The organism is Haloarcula sp. R1-2 (assembly GCF_011627385.1).
GTDB classification, from domain to species: domain Archaea; phylum Halobacteriota; class Halobacteria; order Halobacteriales; family Haloarculaceae; genus Haloarcula; species Haloarcula marismortui.
Genome location: NZ_JAANTG010000002.1, coordinates 67494 through 88542 on the forward strand (window position 1 = coordinate 67494; position 21049 = coordinate 88542).

The 21049-nt window shown below is 64.0% G+C and carries 23 protein-coding genes; 7 read left to right on the top strand and 16 right to left on the bottom strand.

Going from position 1 to position 21049, the window contains the following annotated elements:
- Positions 1-92: 92 nt before the first annotated feature.
- From G9C82_RS08405 to G9C82_RS08420, 4 genes are all read left to right on the top strand, one after another.
- Complete coding sequence (locus tag G9C82_RS08405; RefSeq protein ID WP_127013869.1) at positions 93-1067, top strand: DUF5784 family protein; 975 nt, start codon at positions 93-95, stop codon at positions 1065-1067.
- A 146-nt stretch (positions 1068-1213) separates the two neighbouring features.
- Positions 1214-2209 carry an ATP-binding protein gene (locus G9C82_RS08410; RefSeq protein WP_127013870.1) on the top strand — a complete coding sequence of 332 codons (996 nt, stop codon included), beginning with the start codon at positions 1214-1216 and terminating at the stop codon, positions 2207-2209.
- A gap of 146 nt (positions 2210-2355) precedes the next feature.
- A complete protein-coding gene (gene thsA, locus G9C82_RS08415; protein ID WP_004960308.1) occupies positions 2356-4038 on the top strand; it encodes a thermosome subunit alpha in 1683 nt (560 codons plus the stop codon).
- Positions 4039-4342: 304 nt separating this feature from the next.
- The gene (locus G9C82_RS08420) at positions 4343-4567 is read left to right on the top strand and encodes a hypothetical protein (protein WP_004960310.1); all 225 of its coding nucleotides are present in this window, start codon (positions 4343-4345) and stop codon (positions 4565-4567) included.
- 8 nt (positions 4568-4575) lie between these two features.
- On the opposite strand, the gene G9C82_RS08425 is transcribed toward G9C82_RS08420, so the two are convergent.
- From G9C82_RS08425 to G9C82_RS08445, 5 genes are read right to left on the bottom strand one after another with little or no spacing between them, the layout of a single operon-like run.
- The gene (locus G9C82_RS08425; protein ID WP_004960312.1) at positions 4576-5034 is read right to left on the bottom strand and encodes a TIGR00725 family protein; all 459 of its coding nucleotides are present in this window, start codon (positions 5032-5034) and stop codon (positions 4576-4578) included.
- A 39-nt stretch (positions 5035-5073) separates the two neighbouring features.
- Positions 5074-6507, bottom strand: coding sequence for a poly(3-hydroxyalkanoate) polymerase subunit PhaC (gene phaC / locus G9C82_RS08430; RefSeq protein WP_127013871.1), 1434 nt, complete (start codon positions 6505-6507; stop codon positions 5074-5076).
- Between the two features lie 2 nt (positions 6508-6509).
- The gene (locus G9C82_RS08435) at positions 6510-7055 is read right to left on the bottom strand and encodes a poly(R)-hydroxyalkanoic acid synthase subunit PhaE (RefSeq protein WP_004960317.1); all 546 of its coding nucleotides are present in this window, start codon (positions 7053-7055) and stop codon (positions 6510-6512) included.
- 45 nt (positions 7056-7100) lie between these two features.
- On the bottom strand, positions 7101-7658 hold the full coding sequence (locus G9C82_RS08440) for a hypothetical protein (RefSeq protein ID WP_007187894.1): 558 nt from the start codon (positions 7656-7658) through the stop codon (positions 7101-7103).
- Positions 7659-7665: 7 nt separating this feature from the next.
- Positions 7666-7965, bottom strand: a complete 300-nt coding sequence (locus G9C82_RS08445) for an AbrB/MazE/SpoVT family DNA-binding domain-containing protein (protein ID WP_004960320.1) — start codon at positions 7963-7965, stop codon at positions 7666-7668.
- A gap of 300 nt (positions 7966-8265) precedes the next feature.
- On the opposite strand from G9C82_RS08445, the gene G9C82_RS08450 reads away from it, so the two are divergent.
- A complete protein-coding gene (locus G9C82_RS08450; protein ID WP_004960322.1) occupies positions 8266-8811 on the top strand; it encodes a MaoC family dehydratase in 546 nt (181 codons plus the stop codon).
- Here G9C82_RS08450 and G9C82_RS08455 read toward each other — a convergent pair whose 3' ends face one another.
- The 5 genes from G9C82_RS08455 to G9C82_RS08475 all read right to left on the bottom strand — a co-directional run bounded on the left by G9C82_RS08455 (position 8812) and on the right by G9C82_RS08475 (position 14283).
- Positions 8812-9654, bottom strand: a complete 843-nt coding sequence (locus G9C82_RS08455) for an alpha/beta fold hydrolase (protein WP_121303876.1) — start codon at positions 9652-9654, stop codon at positions 8812-8814.
- 75 nt (positions 9655-9729) lie between these two features.
- Positions 9730-11034, bottom strand: a complete 1305-nt coding sequence (locus G9C82_RS08460; RefSeq protein ID WP_127013872.1) for an NADH:flavin oxidoreductase — start codon at positions 11032-11034, stop codon at positions 9730-9732.
- On the bottom strand, positions 11031-11318 hold the full coding sequence (locus tag G9C82_RS08465) for a hypothetical protein (RefSeq protein WP_127013873.1): 288 nt from the start codon (positions 11316-11318) through the stop codon (positions 11031-11033). Before G9C82_RS08465 ends, G9C82_RS08460 begins: the two co-directional genes overlap by 4 nt.
- Positions 11319-11356: 38 nt before the next feature.
- Complete coding sequence (cgi121, locus tag G9C82_RS08470; protein ID WP_127013874.1) at positions 11357-11884, bottom strand: KEOPS complex subunit Cgi121; 528 nt, start codon at positions 11882-11884, stop codon at positions 11357-11359.
- Positions 11884-14283 (bottom strand): ATP-dependent DNA helicase, encoded by a 2400-nt coding sequence (locus tag G9C82_RS08475; RefSeq protein WP_011224485.1) that lies wholly within the window; start codon positions 14281-14283, stop codon positions 11884-11886. The genes cgi121 and G9C82_RS08475 overlap by 1 nt, the downstream gene beginning before the upstream one ends.
- A 115-nt stretch (positions 14284-14398) precedes the next feature.
- Here G9C82_RS08475 and G9C82_RS08480 point away from each other — a divergent pair, with 115 nt between their 5' ends.
- Positions 14399-14644 carry a ferredoxin gene (locus tag G9C82_RS08480; RefSeq protein WP_004960333.1) on the top strand — a complete coding sequence of 82 codons (246 nt, stop codon included), beginning with the start codon at positions 14399-14401 and terminating at the stop codon, positions 14642-14644.
- Here the strand turns inward: G9C82_RS08480 and G9C82_RS08485 are convergent.
- The 5 genes from G9C82_RS08485 to G9C82_RS08505 form a co-directional block, all read right to left on the bottom strand.
- On the bottom strand, positions 14634-15080 hold the full coding sequence (locus G9C82_RS08485) for a MaoC/PaaZ C-terminal domain-containing protein (protein ID WP_007187889.1): 447 nt from the start codon (positions 15078-15080) through the stop codon (positions 14634-14636). The two genes, G9C82_RS08480 and G9C82_RS08485, sit on opposite strands and share 11 nt — an antisense overlap.
- A 72-nt stretch (positions 15081-15152) precedes the next feature.
- On the bottom strand, positions 15153-15959 hold the full coding sequence (locus G9C82_RS08490; protein ID WP_004960342.1) for an ABC transporter permease: 807 nt from the start codon (positions 15957-15959) through the stop codon (positions 15153-15155).
- Positions 15953-16795 carry an ABC transporter permease gene (locus tag G9C82_RS08495; RefSeq protein WP_004960347.1) on the bottom strand — a complete coding sequence of 281 codons (843 nt, stop codon included), beginning with the start codon at positions 16793-16795 and terminating at the stop codon, positions 15953-15955. Before G9C82_RS08495 ends, G9C82_RS08490 begins: the two co-directional genes overlap by 7 nt.
- Entirely contained in the window at positions 16782-17873 is a 1092-nt protein-coding gene (locus tag G9C82_RS08500) for an ABC transporter ATP-binding protein (RefSeq protein ID WP_127013875.1), read from the bottom strand. Before G9C82_RS08500 ends, G9C82_RS08495 begins: the two co-directional genes overlap by 14 nt.
- Positions 17873-18940, bottom strand: coding sequence for a PotD/PotF family extracellular solute-binding protein (locus G9C82_RS08505; RefSeq protein ID WP_229380410.1), 1068 nt, complete (start codon positions 18938-18940; stop codon positions 17873-17875). Before G9C82_RS08505 ends, G9C82_RS08500 begins: the two co-directional genes overlap by 1 nt.
- A 96-nt stretch (positions 18941-19036) precedes the next feature.
- Here G9C82_RS08505 and G9C82_RS08510 point away from each other — a divergent pair, with 96 nt between their 5' ends.
- On the top strand, positions 19037-20503 hold the full coding sequence (locus tag G9C82_RS08510) for an MATE family efflux transporter (protein ID WP_127013876.1): 1467 nt from the start codon (positions 19037-19039) through the stop codon (positions 20501-20503).
- A 24-nt stretch (positions 20504-20527) separates the two neighbouring features.
- On the opposite strand, the gene G9C82_RS08515 is transcribed toward G9C82_RS08510, so the two are convergent.
- On the bottom strand, positions 20528-20914 hold the full coding sequence (locus G9C82_RS08515; RefSeq protein WP_004960360.1) for a Rid family hydrolase: 387 nt from the start codon (positions 20912-20914) through the stop codon (positions 20528-20530).
- Between the last annotated feature and the right edge of the window lie 135 nt (positions 20915-21049).

Here is a 21049-nt window from a genome sequence, read left to right on the forward strand (position 1 = left end):
TACCATACAGGCGACAGAGCAGTCGAGCAGGCCGAACGAGGGCGTTCCGATAGGGCGGAACGCCCAAGACCACTGACCGTCTACACGACCCTGTGGCTGGTCCCTTACGCCTGCGGCGGTCGAACGAGCGATGGAGCGAGAAGCGGGTCCGGACAGACCTGCTGTCACCGTTGCAGAACACCTTCGGTGCGACGATGAACGGTCCGTGGTTCGCTCCGCCAGAGGGGTGGGCTGCGCGCCGGCTGGAGATGGACAACGGCGACCTGGCGCTGTTTTGCTGGAACGGCCAGCGGGCGTACTGGGTCGGTAACACCGAAACCCCGGAGACGCTGTGGCGGACGGAGAAGTACACGTTCGACGAGGTCCCAGACGAAATCAGCGAGTGGGTCCAGCGTGAACTGTTCGCACAGTTGGAGGTCGAAGACCCGTGGCTCACCGAGTACGAGACGCTGGCGCACTTTTTCCTGCCTGTGTTCCTCTCGAAAGACGGCCGGGAGTCGACGCGGACGTTCTTCCGGGACCACGCCGGCGGCTTCCCGGACGCCGACCGGGCGGACGGGCTGGCGTTCTACGACGACTTCCTCGCGACCGGCGAACTCAACGACTACCGCTACACGATGGCGAGCAAACTCGGGACCAGCGAGGGCTTTGACCTCTCGCGGATGCGGGCGACGATGGGCGAGTTCAACGTCGCCAAACTGCTCGTCGATGCGGGCAACGACATCAGGCCCGAGGTCGAACTGGACTCCGGCCACTCCGTCGATTTCCGGGTCGAAGACACGCTCGTTGAGGTCACTCGCCCGCGGCCGCCGTCCCGACGGCAGGTCGACACTGCCGTCGGCGCGGTGAAGGCGTCCGGGGATGCGAAGACACGCGACCAGCTAGCGGCCCACCCCGGTGCGGTCCTCGTGGTGGACTGCAGTTCCTTCCCGGACGACGACTGGCGTCGGGTCTACGGCGAACAGCCAGACGTGGGGTACTCGCCGACTATCGTGTTCCGCGCTCGACCGGACGGCAACATGGAAGGATACGCCTACGGCTCGGTTCCGTTTCCACTGCCGTTCTAGGTAGGACGGACAGGTCACGTTATCTTCCTCGAAATTCGGGGCGTAACATATAACGCGCCGGACGGGTAAGGCTGAGAGAGATAGCCGTGGTGGACGACACAGAGCAACCGGGTTCTAGCGGCGCGGGACAGTCGGTCTCAGAGGTAATGGACCGCCTCGAATCGCTCCGGTCGGAAGAAGAAGAACGTGCCGAGAGCGCCGCTGCCGGCGTGCTACTGGACCAGCTACAGGAGGTCGAACAGCGGCTGCTGGCCTTTGGCGAGGCGCTGGGCGGCACGGCCGACACAGTGACAGACCTCCCGTTTACCGAGGAAGCCGGGCTGGACCATATGCCCGAACCGCTGTACGTCCGCCACGACACCGAGATGCTGAATCAGGTCACGTCCTGGCTCCTGCAGGACCAGCACATCGGGTTAGTGAGTCCCTACGGCACCGGAAAGACCGCCTTCCGAGAAATCGTGCTGCGGGACCTCTCGAAACACGAGGGCTTTGTCATCACGCATCTGGACAACCCACGCGAGACGACGCCCCGGAAACTCTACCAGACGGTTCTGACAGCCGCCTACGCCGCGGGCTACTCCATTGACCAGCGTAACTACTCGCAGGTTCGTGACGGAATTCCGTGGGCGACCGCTGAAGCGAAAGACGCTGTTCACGAAATCGTTCGTCGCGTGCGCGAGGACGGCAAGACGCTCTTACTGGTCGTCGACGAAATTGAAGTGCTTGAGGCGGACCTGCTGTCGCCGCTGCAGGTGGCCGGCGACGCCGGCGTTCGGCTGCTCCTCACCGGCACACCGGAAGGGAAACGGCGGGTGGCGGAGATTCGCGGGACACTCGACTCCCGGCTGCGATATTATGAGGGTATCGACCCGTTTTCGCCGGACGACGTAGCTGAGTACGCCGCCCGCTCGCTGGCGTACTTCCGAGACGAACCCTACGAGGGGCAGGCCCCGGACCTGTTCACCCGGGCCGCAATCGAAGACATCCACGAGCGGACCGATGGCAATCCCCGGGAAGTCCGCATCGAGTGTCGTGAACTGTTCACAAGGGCGGCGTTCGTCTGGTACCGGACCGGGCAGGACATCTCTCGCATCCAGATTACGCCGGAACTACGCCACCGTCGGTTCGGAATGGGCCGCTAAGCGGCAATAAACGGGTATATAAACCACCCACGTTACACGGTATCACACCGTCGAGTGTGGCGTGTAATAGGGCGATACACCGACGGCCACCGTGGCTTTTATATAGAAGCACATTCAATCATCGTTTGACTATGGCTCAACAGCAGATGGGCAACCAGCCCATGATTGTACTTTCCGAGGAGTCCCAGCGGACATCCGGAAAGGACGCGCAGTCGATGAACATCACGGCCGGGACGGCCGTCGCCGAGGCCGTTCGGACGACTCTGGGTCCGAAGGGCATGGACAAGATGCTCGTCGACAACTCGGGCTCGGTCGTCGTCACGAATGACGGCGTCACCATCCTCGACGAGATGGACATCGAGCACCCCGCCGCCAACATGATCGTCGAGGTCGCCCAGACCCAGGAAGACGAAGTGGGCGACGGCACGACCACGGCGGTTGTCATGGCCGGCGAACTCCTCTCGAAGGCCGAGGAACTTCTCGACCAGGACATCCACGCCAGCATCCTGGCCCAGGGGTACCGCCAGGCCGCCGAGAAAGCCAAGGAAATCCTCGAAGACAACGCCATCGACGTCGACGCCGACGACACGGAGACCCTCGAGAAGGTCGCCGCGACCGCGATGACCGGCAAGGGCGCGGAGTCCTCCAAGGACGTCCTCGCCGAACTCGTCGTCCGCGCCGCACAGTCCGTCGTCGACGACGACGGCAGCGTTGACACCGACAACATCCAGATCGAAACCGTCGTCGGCGGCGCAACCGATGAATCCGAACTCGTCGAAGGCGTCATCGTCGACAAGGAACGCGTCCACGACAACATGCCGTTCGCCGTTGAGGACGCCGACGTGGCCCTGCTCGACACGGCCATCGAGGTTCCGGAAACGGAGCTCGACACCGAAGTCAACGTCACTGACCCCGACCAGCTCCAGCAGTTCCTCGACCAGGAAGAGGAACAGCTCAAGGAAATGGTCGACCAGCTCGCCGAGGCCGGTGCTGACGTCGTCTTCTGCCAGAAGGGCATCGACGACATGGCCCAGCACTACCTCGCACAGGAAGGCATCCTCGCTGTTCGCCGCGCAAAGAAGTCCGACATCGAGGCGCTCTCGCGCTCGACCGGCGCGCGCATCATCTCGAACATCGACGACATCGAAGCCGACGACCTCGGCTTCGCCGGCTCCGTTGCCCAGAAGGACATCGCTGGCGACGAGCGCATCTTCGTCGAGGACGTCGAGGACGCCCGCGCTGTCACGATGATTCTCCGCGGCGGCACCGAACACGTCGTCGACGAAGTCGAGCGCGCCATCGAGGACTCGCTCGGCGTCGTCGCCGCCACGCTGGAGGACGGTAAGGTCCTACCCGGCGGCGGTGCCCCCGAGACGCAGCTCGCGCTCGGCCTGCGCGACCACGCTGACTCCGTCGGTGGGCGCGAACAGCTCGCCGTCGAGGCCTTCGCCGACGCCATCGACGTCATCCCGCGCACCCTCGCGGAGAACGCCGGTCTCGACCCGATCGACTCGCTGGTCGACCTCCGCAGCAAGCACGACGGTGGCGCAGTCACCTCCGGGCTTGACGCCTACACCGGTGAGGTCGTCGACATGGAAGACGACGGCGTCGTCGAGCCCCTCCGTGTCAAGACCCAGGCTGTCGAAAGCGCAACCGAAGCAGCCGTCATGATCCTCCGCATCGATGACGTCATCGCTGCTGGCGACCTCAAGGGTGGCCAGGGCGACGACGACGAGGACGAAGGCGGACCTGGCGGCCCAGGCGGCGCGCCCGGCGGAATGGGCGGCGGCATGGGCGGCATGGGCGGCGGTATGGGCGGCATGATGTAAGCCACCTTTTTGCGCAGGGGCCTCTGGCGCTTCGCGCCCTCAACCCCCGCGCAAAAACGTGGGCGAAAAAGGCGGAATCGCCGCTTTGCGGCGATTCCGAGAACCGCGGTCTTCGGCCGCGGATGCCTGCCTCGCCCGTCGACCTCGTGAAGAATCGGTGCGATTCTCTATTTTTGTTTTCAGTATAGGTGGATAACGACGCTATGACGATAGCGTAGCCGCGGTGAACGCCGTCTCGCCCCCAAGAATCCTACTATCACGAAGTAGACGCCACGGTCAAACCGACGTATCCCTTTGAGTCGGTATGGACCTGACACGGACCGAACGGCGGTTGCTGTGGGTCGGAACAGCACTAGCGGGCGCGCTTCATCTGCTCGTTCCGGGGCTGTTACTGTCGATAGCGCAGCTGGGCTATCGCTGGGTGCTGTCGGTGGAGTTCACGCCGCAGGACGGGGCCCGTCGTCGGGTCAGGCTGCTTGGCGTTGGGAACCTCATTGTTGCGGCGATACTGCGGCGGCTACTCGACTGAAACAGCGGCTACTGCACGGCAGACTCAACGTATGCGACAGCCTCGGCAGGGGTGTCGACGTGTTCGATAGCGTCGCCGACCGGGCTGTCGAGGCGGTGCGTTCCGAGCCCAGCGACCGGCCGGTCTATGTCGAGGGCGTGGCCGAGTTCCGAGAGCGTCCCGGTGCCGCCGTCGACCGCGATGACGGCCGCGCCGTTCATCACGACGAGAGCGTTGCGGGCGTTTCCGAGTCCCGTCGCAATGGCGGTCTGGACGTAGTCGTTTGCGGCGGCCCGGCGCTCGCCAGGGAGGATACCGACAGTGTGACCGCCGGCCTCGCTCGCGCCCCGACAGGCCGCCTCCATCACGCCGGTGAGGCCGCCACAGACGACATCGTGGCCGTGCTCACCGAGTCGTCGCCCAACCTCGCGTGCCTGCTGGTACTGTTCGTCAGTGACTGTCGAGCCGCCGATGACAGAAACGCGCATAGCTACTCGTGGAGCGGGAAACAGAAAAACAGCGCCGGATTACAGCTGGTCGAGCCAGTCCTGCGCGCGGGATTCGGTGGTCTCAGCGATATCGGCCAGTTCGGCCGCGTCGTAGTCAGCCAGGTCTGCAACGCTGTGGATGCCAGCGTCGTGCAGTCGGTCGGCGTAGGTCGGGCCGATACCAGAGACGCTGTCGACATCAGCTGATTCATCGTTTGCATCGTCTTCGTCCTCGGTAGCATCGCCATCGACGTCGTCAGTCGCGTCAACGTCGATGTCGGTGAGTTCCGACTGGTCCGCCGCGTCGTCTGCAGCCGCTTCGGGAGATTCGACCTCGATATCGACTTCCTCGCCCCCCGTGCTGCGCTCCGAGTACCACTCGGCGACCTCGGGCCAGAGGTCGGCGTGCGTCGACGACGAAACGGAGAGGCCGATGTGGCCCGTCGAGAACTCGATGGTGCGCGTGTCGTCGCTGGCGATGACATCGTTGAACGGCTTGGAGGCCTCCGGCGGGATGAGGTGGTCGTACTCACCCATGAGCTGGAGGACGGGCATATCGATGTTGTCCAGATCGACGTGCTTGCCGTCGAGTTCCAGTTCGTTCCGATAGAGTTTGTTGTCCTGATACACATCTTCGAGGAACTGAACGTAGGCCTCGCCGGCGACGTCGATACCGTCACCGAGCCACTGCTCCATCCGGCCGAAGTTCTCGACGAAGCCCTCGTTTTCCATGTTCTCCGCGAACCGGATGTACTTCGTGACGTAGTTCTCGACCGGGTCCATCAGCGCGAAGCCGATGTCGAGCATATCCGCGGGGACGTTGCCGAACGTGTCGACGACATCCTGCGGGGAGTAGTACTCCTCGGAGCCCCACTCTTCGAGGACGCCGCCAGTGTGGTCGAAGCACAGTCCGGCGGCCATCAGGCCCAGGGTGTTGACCTTCTCCTTGTGGAGTGCGGTGTACATCACCGACATCGTGCCGCCCATACAGTAGCCGAGGATGTTGATCGCGTCCTGCCCGGAGCGGTCGCGGACCACGTCGACGCAGTTGTCCATGTAGCGGTTAACGTAGTCATCGAGAGTGAGGTGCTGGTCAAGCCGCGACGGCTCGTTCCAGTCGATGAGATACACGTCGTGGCCCGCCTCAAGCAGGCGTCGGACGACTGACCGCTCCTCCTGCAGATCAAGGATGTACGGTCGGTTGATGAGCGCGTAAACGATGAGTATCGGAACGTCTTCCTTCTCCTCGTCCGGCACCTCAATGCCAGCGGCTTCGGGGTCGTAGTGGAGGAGTTCGAGCTTGTTCTCCTCGTAGACAACGTTACTGGGCGTCTGGCCGACGTCGACGGACTCCATCAGCTCCAGTCGCTCGTCGGCGACCTGACTGGTCTCAGCGGCGTCGGTCATGTTCTCCAGCGTCTTTCGCTGCCAGTTGAGCGCGGCCTCGAACGGATTGAAGGGGTTGCTGGACATGGTTATTCTTCTAAGTGTTCGAGAACGCGGTCAAGCTTCTGTTCGACCGCGTGCTGGCGGCGCTCAAGCTCGATGAGCCGCTCAGCGATTTCGTCGACGTCGTTGCGCGTTGGGAAGCCGAGCTGTTCCAGCGTGTCCTGGCTCAGGTCGTCCGCTTCCTGTTGCATCTCCATCATCGACTCGACGAGCTGGCCGTTGGCGGCCGCAAAGGCCGAGGTGCCCATGACGTGCTTGAACGCCTCGTTTGCGGACTGCAGCCAGATGTCACGGAACTCGGCCGGGTCGACGTCCTCGCCCTGTGCGGCGTCGGTCGAGCGTTCGACCATCTGCTCTGCGGCGTCCATCCACTCCTCGTAGGCGCGGTTGTAGCCGTCCATCCCGTCGGCAAGGTCATCCTGCTCCGGGATCGTATCTTCGACGGCATCAGCCCACGACTCCACGAAGGCCGCCTGCGCCTTCATGTTCTGCTCCATCGAGTCAGCGACCGCATTGTTCATCTCCTCAACCATCTCCGTCCATTCTTCCTGAATGTTGTTTGTATTACTCATAATAGTACCTCGGCGGCGGGCGCACAAAAAAACCGACTGTCGTATCTACGCTTCGACGTCGACAGCGTCGGCGGCTTCGGCCTGCACTTCCTCGACCTGCTCCTGAATCTCCTCGACCTGCTCCTGCACTTCTTCGAGTTGCTCGCCGAACTGCTCGGCGGCCTCGACGGACTGCGCCTCGAGTTCCTCGTGGGCCTCGACGAGCATATCGACCTGATCGTTGACGGCCGTGACGTACTCGTCGGTCATCTCGTCATAGGTGTCGACGCCCTCTTCGAGTTCAGTTTCCATGTTGTCGAAGACCTCGGCGTGGTTCTCGAGCAGGAAGTCGAACTGCTCGTCGACGGTCTCGCGGATCTGCTCGACAGTTTCGGTCATGCCGGGCATCGTCGACGCCATCGCGTCGAGGTAGCTGTGGAACGCGGTCTGCTGAAGCTCGACACCGCGGCGCTGCGCCGACTCCTGTGTGTCGAGGCTGTCGATAACCGCGCTGTTGACGTTTTGCTGGAAGGAAACGCTCTGTTCGAGCGCCTTCTGGCTCTGTTCAATCGTTGCGCGCTGCATCTCGAAGGCTGTCGTGACGGGGGTTGTGTAGTCTACCATTGTTGGGTTACTCGCTGTTGTTGTTAGTGACCGGGAGGACGACGGCTTGAACGATATCGCCTTCATCGATGCCCAGCGCCTCTCGCTCCGCATCGGGGATACTGATCCGACCCCCGCTTTGCACGCGGGTCTTGAACGTCGCCATCTGGCTCATAGCACCGAGCTGATTCATATCGAAACTCGGCATGCCACCGCTGGCGAACATCTGTTTCATCAGCTGCTGTTGCTGTTCCATCGCATTCTCGCTCGCCTGTTGCATCCCCTTGAACATCGGAGGCCACATCAGGCCATCATCCTCGTCGGCCATCGGTCATCTACATGTACTCTCCTCAACAATATAAACCTTCCGCAGAAAACCACTGAGTACCATTGAATGGTAGAGAATAGTATTAGCGGTTAAGGGGCGTCGATGGGCGTGCTACGCCCTGCAGCACCGATAACTGGAACCCCAAATACGCGTCTGACGCCCGTTAGACGGCGTTTACCGACAGCTGAAGCGAAACCAACACCAAGGTTTAATACTCCGACCAATAAATTACCAGAACAGATGAGTTCTGAATCGCCACGAAACCCGCTGTTAGACACATGGACTGAAACATCGTCACATATGTTCAACAGCGTCGTCGCAGCTAACCGGGCAGCGTTCGCCGCGTTCGGCGTCCAGCAGGAGGAGGAGAACGGCGTAACGCCCGCAGAACGTATCGAACCGGACGAAGACCTCCCGGAATGGCACGTCTCGATTTCTGAGGAGCACCCTGGCCGCCTCGGCGTCGGTGACCACGTCGATTTCACGAAAACGATCTCGGAGCACGACGTACAGCAGTTCGCCGCCGCGAGCGGCGACACGAACCCGCTCCATCTTGACGACGAGTTCGCGGAGCAGACGCGCTTCCGCGGCCGTATCGCCCACGGGACGCTCGTCGGAAGCCTCATCAGCGCAGCGCTGGCACGCCTGCCAGGGCTGACGATCTATCTCTCACAGGATCTGGAGTTCCACAACCCAGTCCGTATCGGCGACCGCCTCACCGCCGAATGTGAGATCGTCGAAGACCTCGGCGACGAACAGTACCGGCTGACCACGCGCGTCCTCGCAGACGACGAAGTTGTCATCGACGGCGAAGCGGTCGTCCTCATCGATGACCTGCCAGAGTAGTCAGCAGAACGCTCGAACGGCCCGGTTGAAACGGTCGGGATGTTCCCGCGGCGGACAGTGCCCGCAGTTCTCGAAGATTTTCAGCGTGCTGTCAGTGACTGTCCCAGCAGCCTGCTCGGACCATCGACGGGGGAGCAGTGGGTCGACGGCCCCGTGAATCAGCATCGTCGGCACGTCTAGTTCTGCTAACCGGTCGGAGTAGTCCGTCCGGAAGCCAGACCATCGGAACTCGCTGCGCTGCCAGCGCCGCATCGCCCGGACGGTCTGTCGGTCGACAGCGCTATCGACATCCTCAACCAGTTGCTGGGGCGGCTCACCGGGACCCATGCTTCGGAGGCTGTTCCGGATAGCTGATTGGGACGACCCCACGCCCTGCCAGAGCATATTGCCGAGTATCGGCGTCTGTAAGACACTGCTGGCCGCCGTTCGCCAGTAGGCGTCGGCACCCAGCCCGTAGCTGTCGACTAGCACCAGCCGTTCGACGGGGCCGCCGTCAAGCGCGTGGCCGAGCGCAACTGCGCCGCCCATCGAGAGGCCAGCTAGCGCGGGTTCCTCGATGGCGAGCGCGTCGAGAAACTCGGACAGCGTCTCAAGATAGTAGTCGGTCGTGTACGTGCGGTCAGGCTTGTCACTGTCGCCGTGGCCCGGCAGGTCAAGCGCATACACCGTTCGCTCCGGCGCGAGTGCGGGCAGCGCGTGTCGCCACGAGACGGTCGCGGCGTCCAGCCCGATACCGTGGAGAAACACCATCGGCGGCCCCTCGCCACCGGTCCGGTAGTGAATGTCAACGTCCTCGCCGTCGACGGACAGCTCGACGCGTTCGGACGAAATCCCTGTAGTCATCGGCACTCGTTCGGGACCGAGCGCGTATGAGCCTTTGTATCGGCTCAGTGACGGTGGCGGCAGTATCGGGGTCGGTCACTCAGTTCGCTCGTAGGCGCCATCCCGCCGGAGTCGGGCCTGCTCGCGGACGATAGCCGGCGTTCGACAGCGGCCCGGTTCGCCGGTGACCTGCGGGATGGTACAGTTGTTACAGCTCTCACACAGCGCGTCTGCGCCGTCGAGCAGGCGGGCGCCGAGTCGGGGTTCGGCGTAGAATGGGCGGGCCATCCCAACCGCGTCAGCGGCGGGGGCCGCTCCAGTCGCTCCGAGATACCGGTCACAGTCGGCACGCGTTCGAAGACCGCCCTCCAGCAGAACCGGTACGTCCACACGCTCGCGTACCGCTCGACAGAAGTCGGCGTTCCAGCCCGGGTCGCGGCTGAAACGGCGGGCTTGCAGGCGATTAAGCAACTGAACGGCACGCGCTCGTAGTCGGCCGCCGAAGACCGCTGCGTAGTCGTCCTGCAGGTCACTCGCGTCCCAGGCCCGGTCCGGAAACGCACCACGGACAATGCTCATGTCCCAGAACGGGGACACCTCGACCGGAACGAGACCATCATAGCCGATAGCCGCCGCTCGCGTCGCGATAGCTACGCCATCCCTCCGAGTGAGATGCCGTCGAACGAAACTCGGCGCAGCGGTCTCAGCTGGGACCTTCGTGACCAGCGGCACGTCGCCGGCGTGTTCCCGAACGGCGTCGTGGATTGCTTCGAGGAAGCGGACGCCGTCCCGGAACTGGTCGTTCCGACGGTTGTAAAACGGCGAGAGGAACTGCTGGATAAGGCTCATGTTCGCCGCAGAAAGGTGGATGCCGTCGTATCCCGCCTCGACGGCGTAGCCGGCACAGCGCCCGAACTGCTCGGCCAGGGCCCATACCTCCTCTGTCGAGAGCACATCTGGCTGGAGGGAAATCAGGCCAAGCCGGTCAAGCATCCGGAGCTGCCACGGCGGGCGGCTGACGGCGAGCTGGCGCTGGTCCGGATGCTGGCGGCGGTACTCGGCGTGCCACGTCCCCATACTCCGGAGGCCACCGTGGGCCAGTTGGAGGAAGATGCGACCGCCGTGGTCGTGAATCGTCCCGGTAAGCCGTTCGAGGCGCTCGACGAAGGCCGGGTCGTGGACCCGCGTCATGTTCGGCGCGGCACAGCCACCGCGGTCGGTGACGATGCTTGCCCCCTGGAAGAGAAGGCCGACACCGGAGGCTGCCGTCGGTTCAAGTTCGTCGATGAGTGTGTTGACGGCGGTCTCACCGTTACCTGCACACTCCAGTACCGGTGCGCGATACAGCCGGTTGGGAACCTCGACGCCACCGATAGACACCGGCGTCTCCAACGCAGTCACGACTGGTCGCGCTCGTCGAACGTCGCCTCGCTACGGGCGCTGTTCGGCGGTGTCACCTGCTGAATTGCCGCCCGGACTTCCGTCGGCGAGTCGAACTCGCCGTCGGTGCAGTGCTCGATTGCGGCCGAGAAGTCCTCGACGGGCGGGTCGGCGCTGCCGTATTCGTCTGCCAGTTCCTCCACGCGGACCGGATACGCGGCCGCACCGGTGGTGCGGTCGACCGTTGCCGCAACCCGACGGGCGCGCTCACTGGCCCGCTGCCGTGCCGTCCGCTGTGGGTCCATGTGTATAACTAACACATCCGTCGGCAAAAATACTGCCGTTACTTCTCGACCGGGAGCAACGCCACACGCTCCCGAACGGCGTCAGGAAGGTCACCGGCTGTCGCAGCGAGCTCAGTGTCCGTCACGTCGAAAAACGACCGGATGCGGTCGGGGTCGTACTCGCATAAGGTGGACATCGCGGTAAGCTCCTCACGAACGTCGTCTTCAGCTGCCTCAATACCGTTCTGTTCGCTTTTTCCTACGTGGGTATCTATCCGTTCGTGGTCGACAATGACCGCGACGACGGGACAGGCCCCCTCGCTGACGCCCATCTTCAGCGCGCGGTTGATCTGGCGGCGACCGGCCGCGTACAGCAGGATTTCAACACCGAAGTCCTCTGCGATGGCGTCGCTCCGGTCGTGAGCCCGGGTCGCAAGTTCGACAGCCAGTTGAAGATGGGCGCGGTCCACGACGTAGCGGGCGTCGAACGCCTGCACCGTGACGCCGTAGCGGTCACCGATTGCACTGAGCGTCTCGACGAAGGTGCCCACGTCGTCGATTTCAGCAGTGCCTTCGACGACCCGCATCAGAAATCACCCAGACTGGCCTGGTCGTCGTTGGCTGTCGATTCGGCGCTTGCGTCCCCGTCTGCACCATCGTTGAGGTCGACAGACACGTCGGGCGCGGGCTCGACGCCTTCCATCGACGGGTCACGGTGGCCGGCGTTTTCGAGGACGTTCTCGGCCGTCTTCCGGCGGCCTCGAAGCGCCGCCAGCACGACGGCTTTGTCCGCGTCCCGGAGCTGTGCGCGGTCGGTGATACCGGCCTGAAACAGCCGGCGGGCGCGCTTGCGGCCGACGCCGCGGACGCCGGCCAGGTCAACCAGTTCCTCGCGCACGCCGTGTTCGACGCGGATGCGGGCCTCGCTGATGGCGCGTGCGGCGTCCAGATCGACCTCGCTGGCCAGCGATTCGGCGGCCCCCAGCAGCCACTGGGCAGTTTCGACCTTCCCGCGGATGTCGCCCGGGCCGACGCCGTACCGGTCCGTGATGGTCGCCTCGTCGACCTCCGTGGCCCAGTCTTCGAGCAGGCGGGCGGTCTTCAGCGCCGAGAGCCAGTCCTCGAAGCGGCCCTCCTCGAACTCCGATGGCGTGGGACCGAGCAACTCTTCTTCGCGCTCGAACAGCTCCATCTCGTACTCCTCGCGGTCGCCCGAGCGGAGATACAGCTGGTACATATCCGGCGTCCGCGAGACGAGATGGTACAGGCCCAGCGCGGAGATATCGTCCGGGTCCCTGTCGGCGTCGCTCTCGTCAGCGTCCTCGGCCAGTTCACTAGCGGTCGTGAAGCCGCTGTTAGCCGGCGGCTCCGCTTGCGCGTCAGCCGGCGACCCGCTCGCCGACGTGCTGTCGCTTGCTCCCCGCTCCCAGTCGCGCAAGCCGTCGACGATTTCCGCGGCGCTCATCGGGTCCAGATAGAGCCGCGAGACGGTGTGGCCCAGCGAGGTAGCGTCGAGTTCGCCAGCTTCGATTTCTAAGAAGTCATTGCGCTGGAGGTACGTGAGCACGTCGTCGACGACGCGTTCGAGCTGGCCGCTGTCGTCGGTCTGGCTGGCGTACAGCGTCTGTTCGAGGAACTCGAGCAGTCCCTTGCGGGAGCGTGCGAAGCCAGAGGCGACCGTCGCGAGGATGTGAGTCCGCAGTGCCGGTTCGGCCGCGAGTTTCGACCGGACCGGCTCCGGGTCGGCCCAGACGTAGCGCTCGAACAGTTCGTCCACTTCGTCGTGGCTGGACGCGATGAGGACCGCCTCGCCGTAGGGGTCGAGCCCCGGGCGGCCAGCCCGCCCCATCATCTGATGGACTTCGAGCACGGACAGCGGGGCCATCCCACCCGCCGAGCCGTCGTAGCGCCGCCAGTCGCGGACCACAACGCGCCGGGAGGGCGTGTTGACGCCGGCCGCGAGCGTCGGCGTCGCACAGACGACCTTCACCAGCCGGTCTCGGAAGGCGTCCTCGACGAGTTCGCGGTGGCCCCGGGAGAGTCCGGCGTGGTGGAACGCCGCCCCGTCCGCGACGGCGTCCGCGAGGTCGTCGCTCGTCTCCGTGTCGCTCACATCCCGAATTTCCTCGGCAATGTCGGCCAGCTGGTCCCGTTCCTCGGTACTGAGGTGGGGCCGAACCGTGTTCGCTAGCCGGCCCGCTGCCGCCTCGGCGTTACGCCGGGAGTTGACAAACACCAGCGTCGACCCGTCGTCTTCCAGCGTATCGCGGACGATAGCCGCCGTCTGCTTCTCGTTGTTTTGTACCGAAAGCCGCTGTTGGCTCCCGTCTTCGAGGTGCAGCGCCTGCCCGTAGTGGACCCCCTTCTGGAGGTCGATAGGCCGCCAATCAGAGTCGACGAGCCCCGCATCGAGCCACGTCGCCAGCGCCTCGGCGTTGCCGATGGTCGCCGACAGCGCGACGGTCTGCAGGTCGGGGTTGAGCCGCCGGAGTTTCGCCAGCGTCACCTCCAGTGTCGGCCCTCGCTCCCCGTCGTCGACCAGATGGACCTCGTCGGTGACGACGCAGGTGAGGTCCTCTATCCAGGGGGCGTCGTTGCGGACCAGCGAGTCCACTTTCTCGCTGGTGGCGACAACGATGTCCTTGTCCGCGAGCCACCCACCCTCGGATTCGTAGTTCCCCGTCGAGACACCGATGTCGAGGCCGTACTGTTCGAACTCCTCAAAGTCGGCCTGCTTCTCGCTGGCCAGCGCTCGCAGTGGAACGATGTACAGCGCTTTCCCGCCGCGAGCAACCGATGAAAGCATCGCTAGCTCGGCGATGAGGGTCTTTCCGCTCGCCGTCGGAATCGACGCGACCAGATTCTCCCCCTCGGTGACGCCGGCCTCGACGGCCTCGGCCTGTGGCGGGTACAGCTCTTCGATGCCGTCGTCGCGCAGGTGGTCCGGGAGCCACTCGGGCACGCCCGGCAGGTCCGCAACGTCCATTACACCCCGCTTGGGTCCTGCCCCGATTTAAACTGTCGCACTGCAACCGCGTCGGTCCGCTGGCGCATCGAGCACCGAGGGGAACGCCTTTGCCCGCGAGCGGCCAACACAGGGTATGCGAGTCGAATATGACTATGACACCTGTATCGGGATGTTCCAGTGTGTCGCGGAGTGGGACGCCTTCGAGCGCGACGAGGACGCCGGCAAAGCGGTGCTGGCGGACAGTGAGGAACAGGACGAGGACGTGTTCGTCCGGGAGGTCCCAGACGACGCCGAACTGGACGCGAAGTTCGCGGCCCGGACCTGTCCGGTCGACGCCATCACGATCTACGATGACGACGGCGAACAGCTCATTCCCTGATTAGTCCTTCGACGGTCGCTTCAAGCACGACGGTTCCGGCGGGAGCACTATCTGCCGAGTTCGGGGCGGCTGTGTCAGCCTGACCAGAGTCATCGTCGCGATTGACTCGCCGGACAGCCACATCGCCCACAAGAGCGACGCCACCATCGGTATGCGGGTCAGCGCTCACAACTGTTAGTTCACAGACCAGCGTCTCACCGGTGTACACCGGGCGCTGGAACTGCAGGTCCATCCGCGAGGCAAGCACTTCGAGGTCGCCGCCGATACTGGTCAGCAGTGACGCGGTGAGCAACCCCTGAACCATCCGCCGGCCGTCCCCATCGGGTTCCGTGTGGCGGGGCTGGTCGTCTCCGGAGAGAGCGGCGAACTGGTCGACATCTTCGGGTCGAAACGTCCGAGTTTCGGTGAACGTCTCGCCGACTTCGATAGCTGGCATCACTTCGGCGCTCGGTGCTTGGTGACAAAAGCGTGCCGCCGGTTCGGGGAGCCGACTGGGGGCTGGAACCGCTCACACAGGACGGCGCAGCGTCGAAGCCACACCGGCCGCCACAGCGCTGACAACGATAACGAGCACGCTCGCCGCGTTCAGGAAGGCCGTGGCACCGATTCTGACCTTGCCGAATATCTCCAGCGGGACCGTCGTCACACTCGACCCGGCGAGGAAGAACGTGATGAGGAATTCGTTGAACGAGAGCGCGAACGCGAACAGTACACTCGCCATCAGTGCCGGCCACAACAGCGGGACTGTGATCGTCCGGAACACAGTCCGGTCGTCGGCACCGAGGTCGCGGGCTGCAGCCGAAAGACGGTCGTCTAGCTCCGCGTAGCGGGCGGCGATGAGAAACGTCGTGAACGGGAGTACCCAGAACAGATGGCCGAGGATGACCGGAAGGTAGCCGTAGCCGAGGCCGACGAGCGCACTGGCGCGCCCGATACCGAACGCAACAACAACTGTTGGAACGAACAGCGGCAGGGCGATAATCACGGCGATGCTTCGACGGGCAAGCTGAGGGAGCTGACTCCGAACGATCACGTATGCGCCGGCCAGCCCCAGCGCAGTCCCACCAGTAGCTGTGACGACGCCGATGCCGAGGCTCGTCAGTAGCGCCCGGATGAACCGTGTGTCAGTCAGAACTGCGGTGTACCACCGCAGCGAGAACGCGTCGATGGGAATCGTCGGCTGGCCGGCCGGTGAGAGCGACAGATACCCGATGACGAGAACAGGGGTGTACAGAAACACGAGCGTCAGCGCAACAACGATGCCCGGGAGCCGGCCAGCCCCGCGTTCAGCCAGCCGCGTGACGCGGCTCACCATTGTCGTAACTCCCGTCTGACTCGCGGCGAAAGCGCCCCGAGCCCGAGCGTTCCAAGCACCAGCAGCAGGAACACGAACGATAGCGCCGCCGCGAACCCGTAGTTCGTGTACTGCCGAAACGCCTGAACGACGAGCCGTGCAATCATGACGTTCCCGGGACTGCCGAGTATTTCCGGGGTCGCAAACGCCCCGGCGATGCGTGCGTAGACGATGAGCGTCGCCGCCGCCGCGCCGGGAAGCGTTCGCGGGAGCACGATGTCGAGAAACACCCGGACATCACTCGCGCCGAGGTCTCGTGCGGCCTCAATGAGCTGGTAATCGAGCCGCTCCATCGAGACATACATCGTCAAGACGACGTACGGAAGGTAGATGTACACGAACCCGATCCCCATCGAGATATTGTTGTACAGGAGGTCAAGGGACGAATCGAGGAGGCCTGTCCCGACGAGGATTCGGTTCACCACGCCGCCCCGGGCCAGAATCCACACCCAGGCGTAGTTGAGCACTACGTAATTGAGCCACAGCGGCAACGTCACTGAGACCAGCGCGATGAGCCGGTACCGGTCCGGACACCGGTGGGCAATCCAGTACGTAATCGGATACGCGACTGCGAGACAGACAGCAGTGACGCCGACACCGACGCCAATAGAGTACAGCAGTGCGCCGCGGTACAGGGGCGACAGCACCTCCGCGTAGTTCTCGCCGCCGAGGCCGGGGCCGATGCTCTCGACGAACAGCGTCAGGAGCGGAAACACGCCCAGTGCCAGTGCCAGTAAGAGCGGGCTGCCAGCGACGAGCCAGTCCCGGAGCCGACCGGGTGTGTTAGCGACGCTCATCTCTGACGAGAACAGCCCGGCTCACGCCCAGTTCGACGGTCTCGCCGACGCGGAACGGGAGGTCTGTGCCGCCGTCAGCGGATGGTGCGGTGTCCGGTGCCGCCGTGTTGCGTTCGCGTCGGACGACCAGTTCCGCACCGCTGCAATCGACGGTCGCTTCCTCGTAGAAGCCCTTGTACGCGACGTCGGTGACGGTGCCGGTCAGGTCGCCGCCGCCGAGCGTCACTGCTTCCGGTCGGACTGCGACCGTCACCGTGTCGCCCACGGCGTAGCTCGCTGCGTCTGCGTCGGCCCGAAGTGGTCCAGCACCGGTCTGGACAACAACGTCGGGACCCTCGCGGCGGATAACGTCGCCGTCTAGCAACGTGGCGTCACCGAGAAACGACGCGACGAACCGGGTCTGTGGGTCCGTGTATAGCTGGCGAGGCGGGCCAACGTTGACGATGCGTCCGTCCCGCATCACGGCGACTCTGTCGGACATACTCATCGCGCTCTCTTGATCGTGTGTGACGTACAGAAAGGTCGTGTCGCTGTCGCGCTGTATCCGGCGGAACTCCGCCTGCATATCTTCCCGAAGCGCCCGGTCGAGTGACGCAAGCGGTTCGTCAAGCAGCAGTATCGCCGGGTCGTTGACCAGCGCCCGGGCCAGTGCGACCCGCTGGCGCTGGCCGCCAGAGAGGTCAGACGGGTCACGGTCGCCGAATCCCGCCAGATTGACCAGTGCCAGAGCGTCCTCAACGCGCTGTCCGCGCTCCGGCTCTGTAACACCACTTCGGGCCAGCCCATAGCCGACGTTCTCCGCGACGCTCATATGGGGGAACAGGACGAGGTCCTGAAACACCATGTTCGTCGCTCGCTCGCGGGCGGGTCGGTCCGTCACGTCCTGTCCATTGAGCAGCACCTGTCCCGAGTCCGGCGTAAGGAGGCCAGCAAGCATCCGGAGCGTCGTCGTCTTGCCGCAGCCGGACGGTCCGATGAGCGAGAAAAACTCCCCCTGCTCGACAGTCAGCGAGATATCGTCGACGGCAGGCGCTCCGTCGAAGGTCTTGCCGAGACCGTCAACAGCGAGCGCATTCACTACAGATCAGCCTCCGTCTTTGCCCGGTTCCACGTCTCAGTGTACTGTTCAATGAGCGGCTGAGGTTTCGGTTCCTCGTAGATGAACTGGTCCGGGTCGTCGAGTCCGTACGCCGCCTTCTCGACGTCCTGTTCAGAGAATACCTGCTCGTTCGGGACGGCGATATTGCTCGGTTCCATCAGCGACTTGTAGCCCATCTGCGTGTGCCACTCCTGAATAAAGGTGTGTGCCAGCTCGGGGTTCTCCGCACCGTCTCGGATACAGTGCTGGATGAACCACGCTTTCGTTCCCTCAGAGGGGTAGACCCGTTCGACGGGAATACCGTCGGACTGCATCGACTGGATGACGTAGTTCCAGACCGGCTGGACACCGACCTCCTCACTGCGGAGCAGTTGTTCTGACTCGCCTCCGTTGTTCCAGAGCCCGGAAGTCAGTTCCAGTCGGTCGATGAGGTCGGTCCGGAGCGAATCGAAGTCCACGTCGTCGGCACGTGTCGGGTTGAGCGGCTCGCCTTTCGCGGCGTTTCGGTACAGGACCTGTAGCCGCGCGTCGTCGCGACCACCGACGACGCCGGCGAGCGGTTCGGTCCAGAGGTCAGCCAGCGCGGTGACGTCCTGCTCGACGATGTCAGTATTGACGGCGAGCGGCGTCTGGCCGAAGCTCCGGGGAATCCCGTACACTTCGCCGTCCTGTTCGAAGTAATCCGCTTTCAGGAAGTCGAACACGTCATCGTATGCCGGCACCTGGTCGAGGTCGAGCGGCTGGAGGTAGCCCTCTTCCATCGCCGGCGTCACCGCGTAGTTTCCAAGCGGCACCAGGTCGTAATCGGCTCGTCCGGCCCGCAACTGCGCGAGCGTTTCGGCCGACCCCTGTGCGGCCTGTCGCTCCACCGTCACCCCGTGGCGCTCCTCGAAGGCTTCGATGACGTCGTTACTGTAGACGTACCCCCAGTCGATCATCGTCAACGTCTGGTCCCCGAATCCGAGGCCTGTACACCCGGCAAGCCCGGCGGTGGCAGCAGCCCCGACACCGGTCAAAAACGACCGTCTAGAGGCGGATTGGTCCATAGCCATAGAAAGGGGTTTGCGTAGATAAGCGCTGTGTGCAATCCTACGGGGTATCGAAGTCGTAAGCTACGTTTGCCTGCTCGCCGTGGCACAACTGTGCTCGGCGACGCCCTCCGCCGGCTGGTACGCACCGTCCCGGTCGCGCTCTCCAGATTGGATGCTGTCGACCGGGACCGGGCCATTGAGGCGACGGACCTGGCCGCGCCGGTGATGGTCACGGGCGGCCTACGAATCCTGCTGCGGCTCGCGGACTTTCTGATGGTCGGTCTGGCACTTGGCGACGCCGCGCTGGCCGGTCTCGAACTGGGATTTCAGTACTACTTCGTGGGGTTCGGACTTGCACTCGCAGTCTCCTCTGGCACAATTAGCGTCGTCTCCCGCCTGCAGGGGAGCGGCCAGCCGGACCGGGCAAATCTAGCCGTCAAGCAGTCGCTGTGGCTTGCAATCGTGCTATCGTTGCCACTGACTGCTGTCGCGTGGGTGTATCCGACTGCGCTGCTCGACGTTCTCTCCGATGACCCGGCCGCAATACAGTACGGCGCGACGTATCTCGCGATTGTGATGCTGTCGATGGTGCCGCGGTTCTGGAGTATGGTCGCTGCTCGTGCCCTCGCGGGGAGCGCCGACACGCGGACGCCGATGTACGTCCGGTTGCTGACCGTGCCGACGAACGTCGTGCTCAACGGCGTGTTGATATTCGGCTTCGGACCGGTTGCACCGATGGGAATCGCGGGGGCTGCGTGGGGGACTGTCGCAGCGAACACGCTCGCTGCAGTCATCTTCTTCGGACTGTTGGCCTCCGGTCGGTACGCGACGGCGCTCCCGCTCGGTGGCAAGCAGTTCGACCTCGGCCTGCTGACCGAACTCGTCCGTGTTGCGCTCCCGCTGTCGGGAATGCGCCTGCTCCAGACGTTCGGTCGGTTCCCGTTTCTGTTCATTCTCGGCGTGCTCGGCACGCCGACGCTCGCGGCCTACGCCATCGGCCGCCGGGTCATGCTGCTCGCGCTGATGCCGGCGTGGGGCTATGCGACCGCTGCGTCGACGCTGGTCGGACAGTCGTTGGGCGCGGACGACCCGAAGGAAGCGACGGCGTACGGCTGGCAGTCGCTCGGTGTCGCACTCGCGGTCCAGTTGGCCGTCGCGCTGCTCCTCGTGGTGTTCGCCCGCCCCATTGTGTCCCTGTTCGGGACCGCCTACCCGGACTTGGCGGCGACGTTTGTTCGCGTCTTCGGACTGCTCGTCGCTGGCTTCTCGATGTCACGGACGATGCGCGGAAGCCTTCGGGGTGCTGGTGACACCCGGTGGCCGCTGTACGGGACCGTGCTTGCAAGCTACTGCTACCGCCTCCCGGTCGCCGCGCTCGCATTGCCGACGGCGTTCGTCATACCGATCCCCGTCATCGGCGTTTCGTTCTCTCCGGGGCTGGGACTCGGCCTGCCGGCTATCTTCGCCGCGCTGATCGGCGATTTCTACTTAAAAGCCGCTGTCAATGTCGGTCGGTTCCGCTCCGGGAAGTGGCGTGCCGTCGCCCGCCGCGCGGGTGTCGGCAGGACTGACAAGTAATCGCGGAGAGAGTCGCCCAGCGCCTTACTCGACTTCTGCGACGGCTTCGACCTCGACAGCGGCCTCTGGTGTGGCCAGCCCGCTCACTTCGACCATCGTCGCCACGGGACGAACGTCGCCGAAGAACTCGCTGTGGGCCTCGCCGACCCGTTCCTGATCGTCGATGTCGGTGACATACATCCGGGTCTGGACCACGTCCTCGATAGCGGCATCAAGGGCTGCCAGTGCGTCCGAAACAATACCGAAGGCGTGTTTCGTCTGTTCGTACGGGTCACCCGGCGCGACGACCTCCCCGCCGTCATCCGTTGCGATGGTGCCGGCGACACGGACGGTATCGCCAGTGCGTATCGCCCGCGAGTAGCCAACCTGCTGTTCCCAGGCGGTGCCCGTCGAAGTGCGTTCGCGGCGCATACTCGACACTCACTGTGGACCCCGAAAATCGTTTCTCAAGTTTTAATGTCTGGCCCGAGATACTCATTGGCATGAGCAAGGCCACAAAAATCGTCCTCGGAACAATCGGCGTGTCGGCACTACTGTCGGTCGGCA

Bases quoted from the DNA above. Each gene is read 5' to 3' on its own strand.
- G9C82_RS08475 (WP_011224485.1), bottom strand. From the start codon at position 14,283: ATGGACGTTGCGGACCTGCCGGGCGTGCCCGAGTGGCTCCCGGACCAC.
- G9C82_RS08465 (WP_127013873.1), bottom strand. From the start codon at position 11,318: ATGGACCCACAGCGGACGGCACGGCAGCGGGCCAGTGAGCGCGCCCGT.
- G9C82_RS08435 (WP_004960317.1), bottom strand. From the start codon at position 7,055: ATGAGTAATACAAACAACATTCAGGAAGAATGGACGGAGATGGTTGAG.
- G9C82_RS08450 (WP_004960322.1), top strand. From the start codon at position 8,266: ATGTTCAACAGCGTCGTCGCAGCTAACCGGGCAGCGTTCGCCGCGTTC.
- G9C82_RS08490 (WP_004960342.1), bottom strand. From the start codon at position 15,959: ATGGTGAGCCGCGTCACGCGGCTGGCTGAACGCGGGGCTGGCCGGCTC.
- thsA (WP_004960308.1), top strand. From the start codon at position 2,356: ATGGGCAACCAGCCCATGATTGTACTTTCCGAGGAGTCCCAGCGGACA.
- G9C82_RS08420 (WP_004960310.1), top strand. From the start codon at position 4,343: ATGGACCTGACACGGACCGAACGGCGGTTGCTGTGGGTCGGAACAGCA.
- G9C82_RS08445 (WP_004960320.1), bottom strand. From the start codon at position 7,965: ATGGCCGACGAGGATGATGGCCTGATGTGGCCTCCGATGTTCAAGGGG.
- G9C82_RS08410 (WP_127013870.1), top strand. From the start codon at position 1,214: ATGGACCGCCTCGAATCGCTCCGGTCGGAAGAAGAAGAACGTGCCGAG.
- G9C82_RS08485 (WP_007187889.1), bottom strand. From the start codon at position 15,080: ATGCCAGCTATCGAAGTCGGCGAGACGTTCACCGAAACTCGGACGTTT.
- cgi121 (WP_127013874.1), bottom strand. From the start codon at position 11,884: ATGCGGGTCGTCGAAGGCACTGCTGAAATCGACGACGTGGGCACCTTC.
- G9C82_RS08505 (WP_229380410.1), bottom strand. From the start codon at position 18,940: ATGGACCAATCCGCCTCTAGACGGTCGTTTTTGACCGGTGTCGGGGCT.
- G9C82_RS08440 (WP_007187894.1), bottom strand. From the start codon at position 7,658: ATGGTAGACTACACAACCCCCGTCACGACAGCCTTCGAGATGCAGCGC.
- G9C82_RS08425 (WP_004960312.1), bottom strand. From the start codon at position 5,034: ATGCGCGTTTCTGTCATCGGCGGCTCGACAGTCACTGACGAACAGTAC.
- G9C82_RS08480 (WP_004960333.1), top strand. From the start codon at position 14,399: ATGCGAGTCGAATATGACTATGACACCTGTATCGGGATGTTCCAGTGT.
- G9C82_RS08515 (WP_004960360.1), bottom strand. From the start codon at position 20,914: ATGCGCCGCGAACGCACTTCGACGGGCACCGCCTGGGAACAGCAGGTT.
- phaC (WP_127013871.1), bottom strand. From the start codon at position 6,507: ATGTCCAGCAACCCCTTCAATCCGTTCGAGGCCGCGCTCAACTGGCAG.
- G9C82_RS08455 (WP_121303876.1), bottom strand. From the start codon at position 9,654: ATGACTACAGGGATTTCGTCCGAACGCGTCGAGCTGTCCGTCGACGGC.
- G9C82_RS08495 (WP_004960347.1), bottom strand. From the start codon at position 16,795: ATGAGCGTCGCTAACACACCCGGTCGGCTCCGGGACTGGCTCGTCGCT.